We start from the raw sequence: 16,247 nt of genomic DNA, 5'->3' as shown, positions 1-16,247 counted from the left end.
CCTGCACCCACTTCCGGACGCAGTAGCCGAGTCCGACACTGACCCAGGTGTCGCGCAGCATGTTGAGCCGGTGACCCTCGCTGGTCAGCCACCCCTCAATAACCCGCTCAGGAGTCGGGTAGCCGGAGGCCACATTTTCGGCGACAGAGAACCAGCCTTGGCGGCCTGGGTAGCCATATCCCATGGCCCGCTGCAACACCCAGTTACCGCAGCTGTCCTGGTGGCTCATGTAGTCGTTCTCGAACATGTCGCGTGCCATCCAGCTTGCTGCTTGGCCGAGAGCCCAATTCCACTCCAGCTCGCTTCTTCCGTGATCAAGCCTTACCTTGTTGGTCAGCCACAACAGCTCGCTATCAGTAGGTGTATAAGGCGTGAAGATGTGCATAGTAATTCCCGCTAACGTCGGCGGATTCCGCGAAAGATGAACCAGTAGATGACGCCCAAGGCGACCGCCGTCACAAGGACCGGGACGAGCGGCGCGAGCAGCCAGTAGGCCGCCCGCGCCACCACGGCCACCAGGAGCACGAGCAGCAGCGCACCGAACACACTGGTCAGGAGCTTGCTGAACATTCCTGGGCGCATGGCTTGTCCCTAGCTGTGGTCGTAGGTTTCGAGGTCGAGCGCGCGCAGTTCCTCCAAGAGGCGCCGACGGCGGGACCGTTGACGGACTGCCGTCTCCGCCTCGCTGTGGCGCAGCCTGCGCCAGGACTTCATGACGGCCTGGTAGCGGCGCCCTTGGACGCCTCGGTACGGCTGGTGGCGACTCATCTGGGACGTCGCCCCTTCCGGTAGGCCGTACGCAGGTCGCGCTCTTCCTGCGTCAGGCCGTCATCGGCGGTGTCGTCCGCGAACCACTTGCGCCACACGGCGAGGCCGATCAGGCGAAGGACAACGGCGAGCAGAATGACCGAGCCGAGCGTGAGTAGGTTCTGCACCTGCTCCGGGGTGATCTGACTGTTCATGTCTCCTCCTCTGGGGCGGGTTCGTCGTCCGGAATGGCGGGCAGACTGGCTTTTGCGGCTTGCCTTGCCGCGATACGCGCTTTGGCGGCTGCGCGTTCCTTGGCTGCTTCGCTGTCGAGGCGCATGAGCGTGATGACTGGCGGCACTGTGAGCAGTAGGAGCGTCACGGTCATCACAGCGAGCAGTGTGTGGTAGTCGGTGAGTGTCATTGGTTGATCCCCTTCCGTAGGCGGTAGGCGCGGGCGAGTTGTTCCATTTCGGCCCGCGACTTCTCGTAGTAGGTGTTGGTGCGTTGGATGGCATGGGCGGTCTGGATACGGATTTGCCGCAGTTCCCGCCAGCGGCAGAAGCACGACCAGACAGCCCGCATGATGATCACCAGAAGTGCTAGGGCTAGAGCGGCAAGAAGCGCCTCACCGGTCAGGACGAGTAGCAGGTGTCCGTAGCGCTCCAGAAAGGCGCAGAGGTAGGCAAGAATGACGGTACCGATGAGCAGCCAGCCGATGGCCTCCATTACTTCTCCTCCGGCTTCGGTGGGTTTCTGACTTGGTCGACCAGGCCGATAGCCCACGTCACGCAGACGGCCTCGATTTCGGCCAGCAGGCCCGTGAGCTTGTCGTCCAGCGTGGCTACCCGTTCGTCCAGGAATGCGGGGTCGATGTCGGCCATTCAGTACCGCCGGTACATGGCACGTTGCTCACTCAGCACGCACATGACGTGCCCGATCTCCACCTCCATGAGGAGGTTGTTCAGGGTCTCGTCACCACAGGCCAGCAACCGGCGCTGTCGGTCGAGCGCAGCCAGGTTGCCCATGGCCTGTTCGGTGAAGGCCGCCAAGCCGTCGCCTTTGGCTAGACCGACGCTGGTAGCACGTCGGACGGTGGTGAGATCACGGGCGAGTGCCCGACCACCAGGGGTGAACATGGTCGGCAGGTTGCTGCCGTAGGGGTCGAGTTGAGACATGGGCTCGTCCTTCCTGTGCACCGCCAGGTGCCGCGCACAGGACTCAACGTAGGAAAACAGCAACAACGAAACCATGACTTCTGGCTCGACTTGGCGCCCATCATGTGAGCGCCAAGTCGAGCCGGAAGAAATTGACTAAACCGCGCGAATCATCTAACGCGCAAGCGTGGAGATTCAAGCGAGGGAAGACGGCTTATGAAGATTTTTATTGACGAAATGATCTTTCGGTGTTATAAATAGGTAGAGATCGTCGGCGTGTTGCTGATGGTGATCACGTATTGCCCTCGGCGTCTCGGCTGCGGCTCCCCGTCAACTAGTACTCCTAGCTGACGGCGTGCCACATCCGACCAAGAGAGGCACGCACATGTCCATTGAGAACGAACAGCTGCCGCCAGAGAAGCTGCTCTTCATCGATCCTTGTAATCTAGATGGTGGCCAATTTTCCGCCGGCCTACAGCCTGATGCGGCAGAGGATAGAGAGTATGTGGCGGCAATAGCCCGAAATGCCGAGGCTATCAAAGTGACACGCCAGTACATAATCAGGGCGCGGAAGCGTTCATGGATCAGGCAAATCTGGCTGCTCCTTCGCTCTCTGGCCAGGCGCATCAACCCGTTCTCACACTAGGATCAGCAACACCAGCCCCGACCTTCACCTGCCACCTGCGAAACGCCTCGTGCTCAGGTGACTTGAGCCGGGGCGTTTTGCATTCGCGCCGATGACATCATCTGTCGACGCGGGCTCCGTCGCTGGACTCGTCCCACGGTCGCGGCAGGGTCGCACGTCGTTCCCGACGACCAGCCTGATGGTCCATACTGATCCCCATGCCCGCCAACCCTCTCGTCACCATGATCGGGAAAGAGCTCGATGATGTCGCCCGACGCCTCGTAGTGCGCGCCTTCGAGCCGGTCGGGACGAAGGGGCCACTGGCGATACCTGAGCTTCGCAGGATTGGACAGCAGCAGTTCTCACGCGCATGGCAGGTGGACCAAACAGCATGCCTTGAGCTGATACTCAGAAACGCGATCGCGCAACTCGCCGGAGAGTTCGGAGACATCACACAACAGGAGGCCGCGTTTCACCTGTTCAACCTCGATGGTGCCCCGACCTTCCCGCACATCGCGCCGATAGAGCCAGACCAGCTCGACGGGAAGAAATACGCATACCTCGTCCGGGAACTACGCACACGAGCCAACCTGCACGAGAGCCCCAGCAGTCTCACACGCCGGATAGAACGTCTCCGGCTGCGACTCGCTGACATCCTTGCTCATTCTGACTTCCCCTCGACGTCCCACGACGCCGGCATGTATCGGCTCGCCGAGTCGGGCATCGTCACCCGCGAAGCCGAGCTCACCTGGCTGCATACCAGCTATCGGGAATTGCTTCCTGACGGCGGCTTCATGCAGATCTGGGGGGTCTCTGGAATAGGCAAGACTGTGCTAGCTCACCAGTTCTGTCAGCAAATCGCTGTCAGCTCACCTGCTGGTTTCGTCCGCTGTGGTCGGCATGGCCTTGTTGAAGAAGACATCCGTCACGTACTCGACTTGGAGGGGTATCATCCGGAAAGCTGGACCGACGAGCAATGCCGCACCCTCTTCCGACGCGCCATCCAGAATATGAAGGCGGTTAGTCTGCTCGTTCTTGATGGCGTGCGAAATCAGGGAAGCGTCACTGAGCTCGTACCGAACGGAACCAACATCCCCATCCTGATCACCACACCCGAGCGGCTGTCCTTCTCCGAGCCACCCACCAAGCAGTACCGAAACATTCGGTCGCACCAGATGGTGACCTTCACGTTCGACCAGGCCGCCGAGCTGCTGACGACTCGGTTTCCTGATCTTCATCCGAAACTGGTCAAGAACCTGTCGGCTGCCGTGGGCGGCCACCCCGAAAGTCTTGTGCACATCGCCAGCTATCTCACCCTCGGCGACGCGGTCACGCCAGCCGAACTGCTCGCGGAACTCAGCCACCAGCCAACAGGGACACTCGCCAACATCGCCGAGGTCATGGACGTTCCCCGGAGCGCAGCCAGAGTCATCCAGGAACTCTTCCAACGACTCCATCCGGCAGCGCTATCCTACACCATCCTGGTGTGCCTAGCCTGGTCGAGCGACTACGGCCAACAGCGACGTGAACTCGTCCTCGAACTCGTCGCTCTCCTCTCCGGGCACACACCGTCCGCGCTGGCCGTGCGGGCCGCGCTGACCGAACTCACCCGCCTGGGCCTCGTGAGCATCACCGACACGTCCATTAGGGAATCGCGCCTGACCGCGCTCGTTGTCCGTGAGCTCACGCCAGACATGTGCCAACCTGTCCTCCTCGCTCTTGAACAAACATTACAGCACAAGCCCGACCGCCACGGGTCCACTCTGCTCGACGAGCTTCGCCGCGAATACGACTCCTTAACCCCGCTGCGACCCATCCTGGCCGCCCACCTCGACAACCCGAACGAACCGTTACCGGCGTTGTTTACCCCCGATGGAGCAAGCTGGGCGCTCTATGCCACCAACGACCAGGGCGCGCGAAGGGTCGCCCTCTACCGGGTGCTGCCTGATTGCATCCAAGTCCTGCACCCCGGACACACCACCTGGGAAGCCGTCACGGGTTATCAGCTCAAGGCCCTGGCCGATATGACCAACCGCGCGAGAGAGCTTGCTGTCAGTGACAGAATGCGACGGGCAACACCCGAACAACGGCGAGATCTTGAACGGATCATTCGCAAGATCAACGACGAGAAAGGCGGCTGAAAAGCTGCCTGTCGGGATGAGCGCGATCCCCGGCGACTTCTCCGTGCTCCGGCTACCCCACCATACGTCAGAAGAGTCGGAAAAACTCAATGTGATTTCATGTTGCCGACAGGCAATTCTATAATTCTCCCTGAGCATGTCTCTGTAGTAGCGTGCGCGCCGTTGGCGTTGCGCTGCCGCCCGACCGTCCACGTCCCCCGCCGGTGAGCATGCCTCGCTCCCGAGCTTGGAAGACAAGTCGCCGAGCCCGGCTCTCGGACTCTCCCGTCTCGGCAGCAAGTGACTTGCTGACTTTCCGACGGGTCGCTGGATCATTCCACAAGCGTTCGTAGCGGCAAGCGATCTCGGCCAGGTATAGGTCGGAAACGCCGCGAGGGTTCTGGCGTCGCTGCTCGGCTTTGACTGCTGCGGGCATCCCTGTAACCGCAAGTGGCATCTCGTCGGCGTGCTCCTGCTGCTCGCTATCCACTGCGGAAAGGCGAATGAATTCGTGGTGGTCACGGAGAGCCGGCAGCGCAGCCTTCAAAGCCCGTTCGATTGCCACCTCCCGCAGCTTTCTGGTAGTTAGCCCTCCCCGCGGCACAAGTCGAGCAGCATGCGCTATACTTTCGCGTTCGACCCTCCAGGTACCAGCATCTCGGCAGTCGCCATCTGCCGGGAAGATCCGAAGCTCGGCGACAACAAGATGGCCACGGTCCGTAGCGAGCCGGAGCGCCGCTAGCCAGCCAGCTCCAAGAGCTTCCTCGTGCCACACCTCGTTCTGTCCTCGGACGTTGGGGTAGTCCTCGCGGCAGTTCGGACACGACGGGTAGCCCTCGGCAGGATGCCACCAGCGCTCCCGTCTTCGGATTCCCAAGCCGGATCATCCTTTCGATCGTGGGGATCATCGAACCCAACGCCCGGCCGTGGGATACCGATCTTGACCGGCTGTTCGCGATCCTGACACGATCATAGATACTGTGCGACGACAGCCACCCTCGACTGCATGAGGTTCCTCGCCGTACTCCCCGCCCTACTTGTGCTCGTCCCGGTGTTGCTTGTGACGTTGCGGCCGAGCACGGCAGACGCAATCGCTACCGTCCTGCGCGCCGTCGCCGAGGTCATTCACGCCTTTCGAGGCCACCACCCTTGAGCGCTGGGCCTCGGGGCTGGCGACGTCGAAGCGATCCATGCGGCCCGGCCCGAACGGTTCGCCCGCCGCGACCACCACCCCTGCCCACATCCGCCGGAATCAACACGCCCGCACAGATCCCCACGCAGCCAGCCGGTAACATCCGACAATCCGTGCGCCGTCCCAACGTTACCGAGGGGCCGTTGCGGGAAGACGCCGCTTCAACGAAGAGGACGACCGAGGGATGAGCCCGAGCCGCGTAGCAGATGAAGCTGGGAAGCCCGTCGCGCCCACCCAGAGCTACATGATCCTGCTTCCGATCATGCTTCGGGGAAAGTGGGCGGTAGAAGATGTCAGTGTTGTGCCATCTCCGTGGGGCGCACCGTTGGTCACTGCCCTAGTCGGCAAAAATGACAGCGGGCATCCATGGCTTGGAATCGCCAATGAAATCCCGTTCAGTTGGCTTCGTGTTGCTACGCCTATCTCCAAGTCCGAATTGGAGCTTCTTCACCTGCAACGCCTCGCGGTTGACTATAGGTGCGCGACCGGAAATGAGCTATACGATGCGGTTACTCTGGTCGCTCCCGGTGACGACCCGCCCGACCTCTACGCACACGTAGATGGCGGTCAAGTTGGTTGGGAGCTTACCGCCTTCAGTAACCATCAACGACGGCAGGCTCAAGCGCTGTTCTTCGAGATCACGAGGCGATTTAGCGAACAACAACGGCACCGAATCGGTCACCTGACTGGCTACCACGTATCCATGTGGTTCGGTGCCGCTGATGATCCTGCGGGCCTACCGTTCAAAGCGAATGATACAGGTGCCTACGACCGGTTGGTAGAAGCACTGGTCGCGCATCGGCCGGACCCAGACCAGTATCGGGTATCAGGCACTGAGATCCCACAACAGTTGACCGGAGCTGGGCCGGTACGAACGCCTGAAGACGTGAACTTCATGTCCGTCCCTTTGCTCGGTGGCGTGCCTGCGTCTGGACTATTCTCTATGACAGGCATGAGCATGGGGCTAGCCTTTCAGTCTGATCACATGGCGTCAGAAGAGTGGTCCAATCTCCGGAAGATCATTACCCGTAAGGATAGACCCTCAAACGACCGGCTCCTGATATCGGTCGGTGCCCCAGACAGTATGGGTAGGTGCTTCCTTAGCGAGGAAGTTTTGGCTCACTTCATTCTCGACCACCCAGAAGCCGTATCGGCGACGTACCTATCATCAGTTGTTCTGCACTTCTGGAGTACTGGTCGAGCAGTCGAACTGCTTGGCACTGCCCCTAGGGAATTGTGGCCAGCGCTCTACCAGGGTGTCAATCCCATCTCGCATCCCTTTGTGTCAAACCCGCAGCCGTAGGCCGAGACGAATTCAGGCGCAGGACATCAGTCTCGCTCGTCGCCAACGACGAGAGTGATCGACAGTGTCGGTTGGGGACCCTCGGTACCGATCGCCAAGGCGATGTCCAGACCGGTGTCGATGATCGCGGAGAGATCGGCCTGGTCTTGCGCAGCTGCCGAGACGAGAAATCGTTCGCCCGCGTAGATCGCCAGGGCTGTGGGCGGTGACTCGCCGCGCAGCGGTTCCAGGGTGAGTGGTCCGTTCCAGCTAGGCAGATTCGTGGTCTGGATGGGGAGGTGAACGGTTGCCGTTCCGCTCTCCAGGAGAGTCTTAAGTAGGCTGCGGTTGCGTTCTCGGGTGAAATCCAGGAGGTCCAGGACCTCGGAGGCAGAGGCGTTGTAGCGGCTGCGCCATCCAGGCACGCCCATCCTGTTCAGCCAGAGCCGCAGAGTCTCGCGGCTGGCTTCGAGGTCGGCGGGGATGTCGGCGACGATAGCGTGCGCGAGGCGACGGGAGCGGATCCCCGCAGTCATGAGGATCAACGCACGGGGGTCGTCAACGCCGTAGCGGATGTAGCTGCCGAGGTCAGGGCACATCCGTTCGTGGGTTTCGGCGTCCTCCAAGCGGGTGTTGACCAGTTCGACCAGCGCTCCGATGGTCCATGCGAGGTAGTGCTCGAAGTGACTGGATACCGCGTCAACCATCTGCTCGATCCGCCAGGCCGGATCAGACGCGGCTTCGAGGTAGGCGTCCGCGAGATCGGGAAGGGACGCGCCGTAGAGCCAGTCAGCCAGCAGATCAGCCGGATCAATGGAGACGGTGTTGCCACCCTTCGGCTTCGAGCGAAAGTGCCACCGCGGCGCTTCGGGCAGCGCGAGCAATCGGCTAATTATTCCGGGAACGCGAAGGGCTTGTCGCGGGTCGCGGACGTCGGCGCGTGCAAGGGCTCCCTCGCGGTTGAGGATGTCGAGGGCGATCTCGTGGGCTAGGTTGTCGATGATGCGAGCGGATCCAATAGAGGTACCAGTCCGGGGCCAGCGGCGGCGCGCTCCGACATTGGTCCTCGCATAGACCGAGCGGGTTACCGTCGCGGCTGACAGACATGCCGCCCGGGCCGGGAGCGACTGTGCAGCCAACGTCGAATCGATGATACGAACCAGGTCGACGGCCGCCGGGTCGGTGCCGCGTTCTTCCTCGACCGCGAGAACGAACCAGACGAAGCTGATGAAGTTCCTTGTCACAGGGTCGTCGACGCGGAAGATTGCATCCTCGTCATCCCGTAGTGTCTGTTCGAGGTTGGCGAACGCGTCGAGAGCCTCCGCGGTGGTCAGCGACGAGGTGACGGCAAGGCTCTCGGCGTCAGGATTGAGATCTTCGAAGTCGGTCTCGGTGGGGGCTGCGGCCCGTACGAGGACGATCCATCCTTCGGTCTCTTTGCCCGCGCGGCCGGCCCGGCCCATTGCGTTGATCAGCCGAGCGCCGCGAAGCCGTGCGTCGTCGTCCATGCCGGGGTGCGGCTGGTCGTAGATGACGACGGTCCGTACGGGCAGGTTCACGCCGTCGGTGAGAGTGGATGTGCAGGTGAGGTATCGTAGGAGGTCCTCACGGACCGCTTCCTCCAAAGCTTCTAGCACCTCGATAGGGAGCCCACCGTGATGGAAGCCGACGCCGCGACGGAGTACGTCGACCAGGGGATGATCGTCTCCGAGGAGGAGGCGGACGAAGTCGACCAGCGGTGCAGTATCCGGAGTCTCCTCAAGGTTGCCAGCGAGACCCTGTGCGAGGTGCTTGGCTTGCTCACGGGTGCCTGCGGCAACCAGGACGGTGCCGGCGTGCCCGAGTTCGACGATCATGTCACTTGCCATTTGGTAGCGCTTCGTTGATCGCTCGTTATCAGACTTGAGTCCTCTCTGGACGAGCTCCGGCGAACTGGTTATGCGGACGAAGAGCCATCCGGTCCTACTCAGGGTCAACTCGCTGGTACGTCCGTTCGCCGTCCGTAGACGAATTACACCACTCAGAGGTGTGTACAGTCGATATGGCCATTTCGAGGCCCTCGGTAGATACTCAGAATAATTGTCTTTCCAGTGTGCCTTGGTAGTGAATACAGCATGGAGGCGACGTGGGCCCCGCCACTGTGACTCGTGCCATAACGCCTGACCGTCTGGGCTGAGCCATTGAGCGATCGCGCCCGCGTTGCCCATTGCAGCCGAGATCAGAATGATCTTGTGGTCGGTCTCGCGGCTAAGGTAGTCCAAGAGCGTGATTGTGGACTCCAGCGTGAATCCGCGACCGCGTTCCTTGACCAGCTGGGCCTCGTCGAAGACGAACATGCCGTACCGCTGGAGGACGGCATCAGCATCGTGGCGCAACAGGTTCGATAGGCGTTCAGGCGTCATTACATCCACGTCGGCCGAGTCGGCTGTATCCACAGAGGCAAAAAGATCAGACCAGCTGGGGAAATCGGGCAGGTCCGCGCCAGTCTCCTTCTGCAAGATCCAGATACGGCTGGCCATAGACCGACGGACCTCGCGACACAAACTGCGCGTCGGGGCGACATAGCAGACGCCGCGGTCTGTCCGGACCAGATGCTCCACCGCCAGCAGTTGGGCGATCAGAGTCTTGCCTCCGCTGGTGGGCACCGCCAGCACCATGCGGCGCGAGTGAGGGTCGAACGGAGAGCGGTCTCCGATGAGCAGTTTGTGCTGTGGTTCCCACACGGTCAGCACGGGTGGGCTGCCCAGGGTGAATGCCTGGCGGACCAGTGCTGGGACCGTAGGTGGCAGCAGGGTCGGGTTCCACAGTGATCCCGCTTCGGCTTCGCCGGAGAATGCGAGCAGGTGCGCGGCTACCCACCGGGCGTTCAGATCCCCTGGGCCTGCCTGTCCCGTCGCGGCGGTCCTGAGCCGGACACGGCCCCGTTCGAGCCGATCTCCTTCGCCTCGGACGAAGTAGACTAGGAGGTCCTCGGCGCCGAGCACGACCATGTGGGTAGGGCCGAACGCGGTCGTCATCAGATCATCCAGCTGCGACAGACGGGCCAGCTCTGCCATCTGCCGCCGCCATCCACCGAGCCAGGCGAACAGGGTCCGTGTCTCGAATCCCAGCAGTGCAAGGCCTGTTTCCAACGCGAGGACATCCATGTGTTCAAGCACTGGCGCATCAATGGTGACGTCCGCTCGCAGCCGATTCATGATTGCCGTGGCGTTCGGGTCGAGGCCACCCCGTCGGTACCCGATCGCAGCAGCGAACCCGAAGGAGAGCCGATCGGCTCGTGACCAATCGTTCTGGTTGAGCGCTAGGTCGAAGATGTGGGCGCTGACCTGGAATGCCTGGCGTTGCCGCGCCGCCGTGTACCGCTCGCGGGCCTGGTCGACCGAGGCGACTGCATGCAGGTACCAGGCAGAGTTGATCAGCTCCTGTGGGATGTCCGCACGGCGGAGGATCAGCCCCACCTCGACATCGGCCATCAGGTCTTGAAGTTCCTGCGCGGTCGGGAGGTTGCTGCGGCCGGCCAACGCAGCGGTCAGGAGGTCAATGTTTAGAGCCCGCTCCACACGATCTCCCTCACACGGACGGCGAATGCGGGGAAATCCGGCACCGCAACGACGATGCTCTCGATCTGACCCGGCTGGATGAAATGCGGGAACTGAGTCGCAATCGAGCGGAAGGACAGCGGGCGGGTCGGCGCATACTCCTTCGACGTGCCTATCGAGACCCCGGCGCCAGCCTGGTTGCTGCCGTCGAGCCAGAGCTCGACGAGATCCGCATAGAAATCACCGAGGCGACCTCCCTGATCGACTGTCTCCGGTCCAGCCAACTTGGCCAGGTACTCCTGGCCCCGGCTGGACAGCTGCTTGCTGGCCCTGCCGATGGTTGCCGAGATCGACTTCTTCGCGTCGTGCTTCTTAATCTCCCAGAGGCGAAACACGAGCGTGCCGCCCTCGACCTCATAGATCACTAGACCGTCTCCGCCAGGCTCCAACGGATCCGGCTTGACCGAGTGCGCCCGTACAAGCCGCCGGCCGTCGCGGCACACTAGCCGCTCACTCATCAAGCGGCCCCACAGCAGCTCGGCCACCAGCCCCTGCAAGTGGTCTTCCTTGGCCGGCTTGTCCGGCAATCCGAACCCAATCCCGGCGTATACCGCGATACCCTTTCTTGATCTTTCAGGTGGTGGACAACCGTCACGACGCTTGCGCCACTCATCCAGCGTCGTCGAACGACCACACCTGATACACATGGCGTCGTCGGCCAGCAGTTGAGCCACCTGCTCACGAACACCGCCAGTCAGGTCCTGCCCACCGATGACGTACTCGACCCGCGCGCCATCGGGACCATCCTTCATCGCGAGCAGCGATGCCAACCTCGGTACAGTCGCCGTGATCAAACCATCGGATTTACTGGTTGGCATCACTACGGCACCCAGATCGCCCCGTGCTGATCAATCAGCCGACGACACCAACAGTCGACGTTCTCCACGGCGGTGAATGCATCGGAACTGGAGCGGCGGGGACTGGCTGGCACCGGGCTAGATTCCACCTGTAGAGGGTGCGAGCCACCACCTGCACCCATCACGACGGCCGGTCGGATAGCCGAACCTCCCACCTGCTGATGCGGCACCTTCGCCCCCTATATCGGCCCACAGCCGAGGCATCGTAGCGACATAGCCGACAATATCACCAAAGATCGACCGTCAACGCTGAGCTGCGCCGCGACCCGTATGAGTCTGGTGCCGCGTTCGCCCGCACGCGTTGTCCGTGGGGATGATCGGTGGGGTCGCGAACTCGACGGACCGCCGTTGTTGCACTGACGCTGCTCGTAGCGTCTGTGGCGGCGAAGGGCAAGGTGGCATGGTGGTGTTGCAGCCGGACCCAGGGGCTGACACCACCAGGCGAAGCCGCGACGCTCACCCGTGCGTCCCCGCCACACGCACAGCCGGTAGAACAGATGCGCCCAGTCCCCGGGGCGCAGGCACACCACTCCGCCCACCGCCGGTTACCGCCGGCCACCCGTACCACCGGGGTCCGCCCCGCGGCCCCCAACTCCGTCCCTGCGGCGGCCTTAGCCCCTGCCCCGTCTCGTCCTCGAAACAGATCCAGGCGCCCAGGTCCGCCGCGATCCTTGTACCTGCGGCCACACCTCGTCCTTCCACACCTGCACCGCGGCGGTGTCACGTTCCAGCGCCCGCCGGACCGGCTGCTGCACCGACCAGCCATGGCGGTGCAGCAGCTCCCCCACCCCCGGCACCGTGTAGCCGAGGTGGAACAGCCGCCCGATCAACGTTTTCACCCGCAGGAGAGTCCAGCCCCGCCCGTCGTCCCAGCCGTGCGCGACCGGCCCGCGACCCAACTCGGCTTCCAGCCGCTGCCACTGGTCGGCCGACAGCGGGCCTTTCGACCGCAGCGCGTCCAGGCAGCCTGCCCGCCAGGTCCGCCGCCACTTCTCCACCTGGCGTGTGCCGACTCGCAGGTCGGTGGCGATGGCGGCCGTGGTGTCCCCGCGCGCGAACCGTGCCCCGGCTTCCAGCCGGATGCGTTCCCGGGCCTGCTGTTCCTGCGGTGTCAGCCCACCACCCTGGGCGTATCTCATGGATCCGGCATACCGCAGAGATCATGGTCTGTAACGGCTACCGCCATCACGAGTTCAACGTCAGTAAAACTGAAGCTGAAATTCGGATCCTTGGACGATCGTACACAAGCTAAAATCCCCCGACGGACCCCGACCTATGCGCATCCTTCTGCTTTGAAGTCGCCGCAGGGAGAAGGTGTTCATTCCGCCTGTCGTGAAGTGTCATGCCAATTGAATCCGTCCATTGAATTTGCTATGGTTGAAATAATGATAAAAACTATAAGGGGAAACCAATGAAGAAAACATCCTGGCTCGATAGACTCGCTTTATCGAGGCGTACGAACATGCTCATCAGTGTCGCGGCAGGCGTGGTGATATTTGGTAGTCTCGTGCTGCTGGCCACGAGCTTCGCTAAGTCGCTGCCTGAGGTCATTCACCAAAATTTCGCGGATGTGGATGCCGCTAAGGAGTTCAGCACCACCGGCGCCGGCACGTGGCAGATCAGTGGCGGCGGCTACAAGCTGGCGGTCGAGTCGAAGTACGCCAAGGCAGGCACGAACGTCGCGCTCAGCGTCAACCAGCAGACCGTCAGCGCCGACGAATGGCGGCTGGAGACGCTCGCCACCGTCACCACAACCGCCGCCAGCCAGGCTGACTTCTCGGTGGTCTTCGACTACACCGACGACGCCAACTACAGCTACGCGCACTTCAGCAGCGACACCAACCAAAACGGCGTCTACACCGTCGACAACGGCGCCCAGAAGAAAGTCGCCAGCCTCGCGACCAGCATCTCCACCAGCAAAACCTACGAAGCCGAGCTGCGCAAAAAGGGAACCGAGGTCAAGGTTTACCTCAACGAGAAAGGCGGTCAGAAGACCTACATCGACAAAGCCGACGTCGGCGTACCAGCCAGCATGAAGGTCGGCTACGGCTCACAAGGCAGCTCGGTCACCTTCGACGACCTGGTTGTCAGCGCGGGCGGCGCGGTCAAGAACCCGACTCCAACTCCGACACCCGAGCCAACACTGGAACCAACTCCCGAGCCGGCCCCGACATCCACAGCAGAACCCACACCCACACCGACACCTGACGGCGGACGCGCGGTAAAGGTCACTAACTCCGACCAGCTGGTTGCCGCGCTGGTCAATGCCAAGCCAGGTGACGTCATCACCTTGGCCGATGGCACCTACACCACCAAGGGCATCCAGTCACCCGTCGCCATCGGCAGCAAAAAATACGTCGGCACCTTCGTTGCCTCGACCTCCGGCACCGCCGATAAACCGATCGTTCTGCAGGGCTCACACAAGGCCATCATCGACGGCAAACCCGGCGGTAACGGCACCGGCACCCAGTATGGCCTGTACCTAGCGGCAGCCAACTACTGGCAGGTAAAGGGCATCACCGTCACCAACGTTGCCAAGGGCATCGTCCTGGACCGCTCCAGCCACGACCTGATTGATGGCGTCGAAGTCTACAACATCGGCCAGGAAGGTATCCACCTCCGCTCATTCAGCAGTGACAACGTTGTCCAGAACAGCAATGTTCACGACACCGGGAAAAAGAACCCGACCTACGGCGAAGGTCTGTACGTCGGCAGCGCCAACTCCAACTGGGGCACCTACAGCGACGGCCAACCGGACCGCTCGGACCGCAACAAACTGCTCAACAACACCATCAGCAAAACTGGCGCCGAAAGCATGGACATCAAGGAAGGCACCACCGGCGGCACCATCCAGGGCAACAGCTTCGACGGTGCCGGCATGAGCGGCAGCTGGGCTGACTCCTGGATGGACATGAAGGGCAACAACTGGAGCGTCACCGGCAACCGCGGCGTCAATGCCCTCCAGGACGGCTTCCAGGTCCACGGCGCGCTGAGCGGCTGGGGGAACAGCAACACCTTCACCAGTAACACCGCCGATGTCAAAGCCAAGGGCTACGGCTTCTGGCTCCAGAACAACGTCACTGGCAACATCGTATCCTGTGTCAACACTGTCACCAACGCAGCATCCGGTCTTAGTAACGTTCCGTGTAAGCAATAGCAGCTAAAACGAGCAGGGCGACTATGGTCGCTCTGCCTTTGATTTCATCACCGCATGCACCAGCTTCGACTTTTCCTCCTCCTGCTTCGACCCTCGATCCTGAGTAGCCTACTAACCGGCGCGTCCGTCGTTGGCATATTAGCCGCTGGCAACTGGTCGTACGTAACGCACAGCCCACTGCTGTACGACTACTTCTTCGGGCGGTACGGCGTCATGTCGGCCTTCGCTCACACACAGGTCTCCTTACTGGATCTCGGCTTCTTCTTCAGCCAGCCCTACACCTACTACATCGTAATCGCGCTTATCGGTGTCCTGGCGAGCCTTCTGGTCTACCTTGTGCTCTATGGCTGGAGTCGTGGCCTGGTAGGCGTTAAAGAGAGCATCGAAGAAATCGAAGAGGCATCGAGCGGAGCATCGCGTCGCAGCGTCGAGGGCGAACTAGGCGCCCGATGGGCGGTACGCATCGTGGGCCTGGTGCTGTGGGCTGCCTACAGCGTTTTTTTCGTCAACGCACTACTACCATTCTGCCTCCTAACCACCCGCCAAGGCGTGACAGTGTTCAACAGTGCCGAAGGATGGATGCTCGAACTACTCGGCTTCATTGTGCTGTGGCTGGGCGTGCATCAACATGTCGTCTTCGCGCGACTCGTCCATCTGCGCCCTCGACTCTTCGGCGGCGAACTCGTCATAGAATCGACGCTCCAAGGCTAGTGTCGCTATCAGGGCGACTTGATGGGGGGACTGTACCAAGGACAGCTGGACCCACCCGTTGGACTTGTGTGAAGCGCCGTTTACCGGAGGTCGCGTCGTCCTCCTGCACGCCAAAGAATCAGGATGGGGACCATCCGGCAGAGGACGAGCCGAAGATCCACACTGCCAGCCCGCACTGGCGGGACGGCCACCGGCAGCTCACCGACGAGTTAGCAGCTGATTGAACGTCGCCTGACCCGTAGCCGTATCGAGGCTTCAGCGTGCCTGGCACGCCCTGGTCTCGAACGGCCGACGCCGCCCTCCCCGGCGGCCAATTTCGCCGTTGAGACGCTGGACTGGACGCTGCGTAGCCTCGTGTCGAACGTTGAGATGCTGGCTTGGCGCAAGCAAGCCGGTGTCCACAAGAACGACCTCGATCCCAGGCCCGGACGGCCCACCCGTTTCTTGCGTGTTCGCCATACAGTGCGGTCAGGAGGGTGTCCAGGTCTGTCGTCACACACCGATCTTGGACACCCTCTCCAGGTGCCTGTACATCGACCCGGACTTCGGACTTACTCGTCTAAAGGCTGTTTCGTAACCCGGGTGGCGCAGCCCGGGACTGCCTGGTGGATCATGTTGGGGTGCAGGTCATCTCCGCTGCTGACCCTCGGTGGATCTTCCCGTTCACCGGGCTGAAGCCGACCCAGTTCCGCCGGCTGGTCCGCCTCGTCGCCCAGCGCGGCGGGGACCGGATCGCCGATGGCCGCCCGGGGCGGCCGTGGGCGTTGCCCCTGCCGGATCGGGTGCTGCTGGTGGCGGCG

The 16,247-nt window shown here is 62.0% G+C and carries 16 protein-coding genes and 1 pseudogene; 5 read left to right on the top strand and 12 right to left on the bottom strand.

Annotation, left to right across the window (positions count from 1 at the left end):
- The 8 genes from DD1DGNOD_RS17100 to DD1DGNOD_RS17075 all read right to left on the bottom strand — a co-directional run.
- A partial coding sequence (locus tag DD1DGNOD_RS17100) for a CAP domain-containing protein (RefSeq protein ID WP_131770595.1) occupies window positions 1-385 on the bottom strand: 385 nt, incomplete at its 3' end.
- Between the two features lie 11 nt (window positions 386-396).
- On the bottom strand, window positions 397-582 hold the full coding sequence (locus tag DD1DGNOD_RS17095; protein ID WP_131770594.1) for a hypothetical protein: 186 nt from the start codon (window positions 580-582) through the stop codon (window positions 397-399).
- Between the two features lie 9 nt (window positions 583-591).
- On the bottom strand, window positions 592-768 hold the full coding sequence (locus tag DD1DGNOD_RS27185) for a hypothetical protein (RefSeq protein ID WP_165036812.1): 177 nt from the start codon (window positions 766-768) through the stop codon (window positions 592-594).
- Window positions 765-962: a hypothetical protein gene (locus DD1DGNOD_RS17090; RefSeq protein ID WP_131770593.1), complete on the bottom strand. Its 198-nt coding sequence runs from the start codon at window positions 960-962 to the stop codon at window positions 765-767. The genes DD1DGNOD_RS27185 and DD1DGNOD_RS17090 overlap by 4 nt, the downstream gene beginning before the upstream one ends.
- The gene (locus DD1DGNOD_RS17085; protein WP_131770592.1) at window positions 959-1,171 is read right to left on the bottom strand and encodes a hypothetical protein; all 213 of its coding nucleotides are present in this window, start codon (window positions 1,169-1,171) and stop codon (window positions 959-961) included. Before DD1DGNOD_RS17085 ends, DD1DGNOD_RS17090 begins: the two co-directional genes overlap by 4 nt.
- A complete protein-coding gene (locus DD1DGNOD_RS17080; protein ID WP_131770591.1) occupies window positions 1,168-1,476 on the bottom strand; it encodes a hypothetical protein in 309 nt (102 codons plus the stop codon). Before DD1DGNOD_RS17080 ends, DD1DGNOD_RS17085 begins: the two co-directional genes overlap by 4 nt.
- Window positions 1,476-1,631 carry a hypothetical protein gene (locus DD1DGNOD_RS27180; RefSeq protein ID WP_165036810.1) on the bottom strand — a complete coding sequence of 52 codons (156 nt, stop codon included), beginning with the start codon at window positions 1,629-1,631 and terminating at the stop codon, window positions 1,476-1,478. Before DD1DGNOD_RS27180 ends, DD1DGNOD_RS17080 begins: the two co-directional genes overlap by 1 nt.
- Window positions 1,632-1,925: a hypothetical protein gene (locus DD1DGNOD_RS17075; protein WP_131770590.1), complete on the bottom strand. Its 294-nt coding sequence runs from the start codon at window positions 1,923-1,925 to the stop codon at window positions 1,632-1,634. It abuts the gene before it with no gap.
- Between the two features lie 822 nt (window positions 1,926-2,747).
- On the opposite strand from DD1DGNOD_RS17075, the gene DD1DGNOD_RS27175 reads away from it, so the two are divergent.
- Both DD1DGNOD_RS27175 and DD1DGNOD_RS30550 read left to right on the top strand, forming a co-directional pair.
- Window positions 2,748-4,670 (top strand): hypothetical protein, encoded by a 1,923-nt coding sequence (locus DD1DGNOD_RS27175; RefSeq protein WP_165036808.1) that lies wholly within the window; start codon window positions 2,748-2,750, stop codon window positions 4,668-4,670.
- A gap of 595 nt (window positions 4,671-5,265) precedes the next feature.
- Window positions 5,266-5,391, top strand: a complete 126-nt coding sequence (locus tag DD1DGNOD_RS30550; RefSeq protein ID WP_283234714.1) for a hypothetical protein — start codon at window positions 5,266-5,268, stop codon at window positions 5,389-5,391.
- Between the two features lie 291 nt (window positions 5,392-5,682).
- Here DD1DGNOD_RS30550 and DD1DGNOD_RS17065 read toward each other — a convergent pair whose 3' ends face one another.
- The 4 genes from DD1DGNOD_RS17065 to DD1DGNOD_RS17050 all read right to left on the bottom strand — a co-directional run bounded on the left by DD1DGNOD_RS17065 (window position 5,683) and on the right by DD1DGNOD_RS17050 (window position 12,718).
- Window positions 5,683-5,880 carry a hypothetical protein gene (locus DD1DGNOD_RS17065; protein WP_131770589.1) on the bottom strand — a complete coding sequence of 66 codons (198 nt, stop codon included), beginning with the start codon at window positions 5,878-5,880 and terminating at the stop codon, window positions 5,683-5,685.
- A gap of 1,290 nt (window positions 5,881-7,170) precedes the next feature.
- Window positions 7,171-10,683 (bottom strand): DEAD/DEAH box helicase, encoded by a 3,513-nt coding sequence (locus DD1DGNOD_RS17060; RefSeq protein ID WP_131770588.1) that lies wholly within the window; start codon window positions 10,681-10,683, stop codon window positions 7,171-7,173.
- Window positions 10,668-11,492: a hypothetical protein gene (locus tag DD1DGNOD_RS17055; RefSeq protein WP_206443252.1), complete on the bottom strand. Its 825-nt coding sequence runs from the start codon at window positions 11,490-11,492 to the stop codon at window positions 10,668-10,670. Before DD1DGNOD_RS17055 ends, DD1DGNOD_RS17060 begins: the two co-directional genes overlap by 16 nt.
- A 698-nt stretch (window positions 11,493-12,190) precedes the next feature.
- The gene (locus DD1DGNOD_RS17050) at window positions 12,191-12,718 is read right to left on the bottom strand and encodes a winged helix-turn-helix domain-containing protein (protein ID WP_131770587.1); all 528 of its coding nucleotides are present in this window, start codon (window positions 12,716-12,718) and stop codon (window positions 12,191-12,193) included.
- Between the two features lie 323 nt (window positions 12,719-13,041).
- Here DD1DGNOD_RS17050 and DD1DGNOD_RS17045 point away from each other — a divergent pair, with 323 nt between their 5' ends.
- The 3 genes and pseudogenes from DD1DGNOD_RS17045 to DD1DGNOD_RS17035 all read left to right on the top strand — a co-directional run.
- Window positions 13,042-14,736 carry a right-handed parallel beta-helix repeat-containing protein gene (locus tag DD1DGNOD_RS17045; protein WP_131770586.1) on the top strand — a complete coding sequence of 565 codons (1,695 nt, stop codon included), beginning with the start codon at window positions 13,042-13,044 and terminating at the stop codon, window positions 14,734-14,736.
- 213 nt (window positions 14,737-14,949) lie between these two features.
- Window positions 14,950-15,447, top strand: coding sequence for a hypothetical protein (locus DD1DGNOD_RS17040; RefSeq protein WP_131770585.1), 498 nt, complete (start codon window positions 14,950-14,952; stop codon window positions 15,445-15,447).
- Window positions 15,448-16,067: 620 nt separating this feature from the next.
- Window positions 16,068-16,247, top strand: a pseudogene (locus DD1DGNOD_RS17035) (IS5/IS1182 family transposase); the annotation flags it as partial.

It is taken from the genome of Candidatus Protofrankia californiensis (assembly GCF_900634765.1).
Classification (GTDB): Bacteria; Actinomycetota; Actinomycetes; order Frankiales; family Frankiaceae; genus Protofrankia; species Protofrankia californiensis.
Note: the sequence above shows the minus strand (reverse complement) of the source record. Positions and strands in the feature narration are given on the sequence as shown.

What these genes read in the sequence shown, in the direction of transcription:
- DD1DGNOD_RS27180 (WP_165036810.1), bottom strand. Translation starts at nt 1,631, where the DNA reads ATGGCCGACATCGACCCCGCATTCCTGGACGAACGGGTAGCCACGCTG.
- DD1DGNOD_RS17090 (WP_131770593.1), bottom strand. Translation starts at nt 962, where the DNA reads ATGAACAGTCAGATCACCCCGGAGCAGGTGCAGAACCTACTCACGCTC.
- DD1DGNOD_RS17040 (WP_131770585.1), top strand. Translation starts at nt 14,950, where the DNA reads ATGTCGGCCTTCGCTCACACACAGGTCTCCTTACTGGATCTCGGCTTC.
- DD1DGNOD_RS17095 (WP_131770594.1), bottom strand. Translation starts at nt 582, where the DNA reads ATGCGCCCAGGAATGTTCAGCAAGCTCCTGACCAGTGTGTTCGGTGCG.
- DD1DGNOD_RS17080 (WP_131770591.1), bottom strand. Translation starts at nt 1,476, where the DNA reads ATGGAGGCCATCGGCTGGCTGCTCATCGGTACCGTCATTCTTGCCTAC.
- DD1DGNOD_RS17050 (WP_131770587.1), bottom strand. Translation starts at nt 12,718, where the DNA reads ATGAGATACGCCCAGGGTGGTGGGCTGACACCGCAGGAACAGCAGGCC.
- DD1DGNOD_RS30550 (WP_283234714.1), top strand. Translation starts at nt 5,266, where the DNA reads ATGCGCTATACTTTCGCGTTCGACCCTCCAGGTACCAGCATCTCGGCA.
- DD1DGNOD_RS27175 (WP_165036808.1), top strand. Translation starts at nt 2,748, where the DNA reads ATGCCCGCCAACCCTCTCGTCACCATGATCGGGAAAGAGCTCGATGAT.
- DD1DGNOD_RS27185 (WP_165036812.1), bottom strand. Translation starts at nt 768, where the DNA reads ATGAGTCGCCACCAGCCGTACCGAGGCGTCCAAGGGCGCCGCTACCAG.
- DD1DGNOD_RS17085 (WP_131770592.1), bottom strand. Translation starts at nt 1,171, where the DNA reads ATGACACTCACCGACTACCACACACTGCTCGCTGTGATGACCGTGACG.
- DD1DGNOD_RS17075 (WP_131770590.1), bottom strand. Translation starts at nt 1,925, where the DNA reads ATGTCTCAACTCGACCCCTACGGCAGCAACCTGCCGACCATGTTCACC.
- DD1DGNOD_RS17045 (WP_131770586.1), top strand. Translation starts at nt 13,042, where the DNA reads ATGCTCATCAGTGTCGCGGCAGGCGTGGTGATATTTGGTAGTCTCGTG.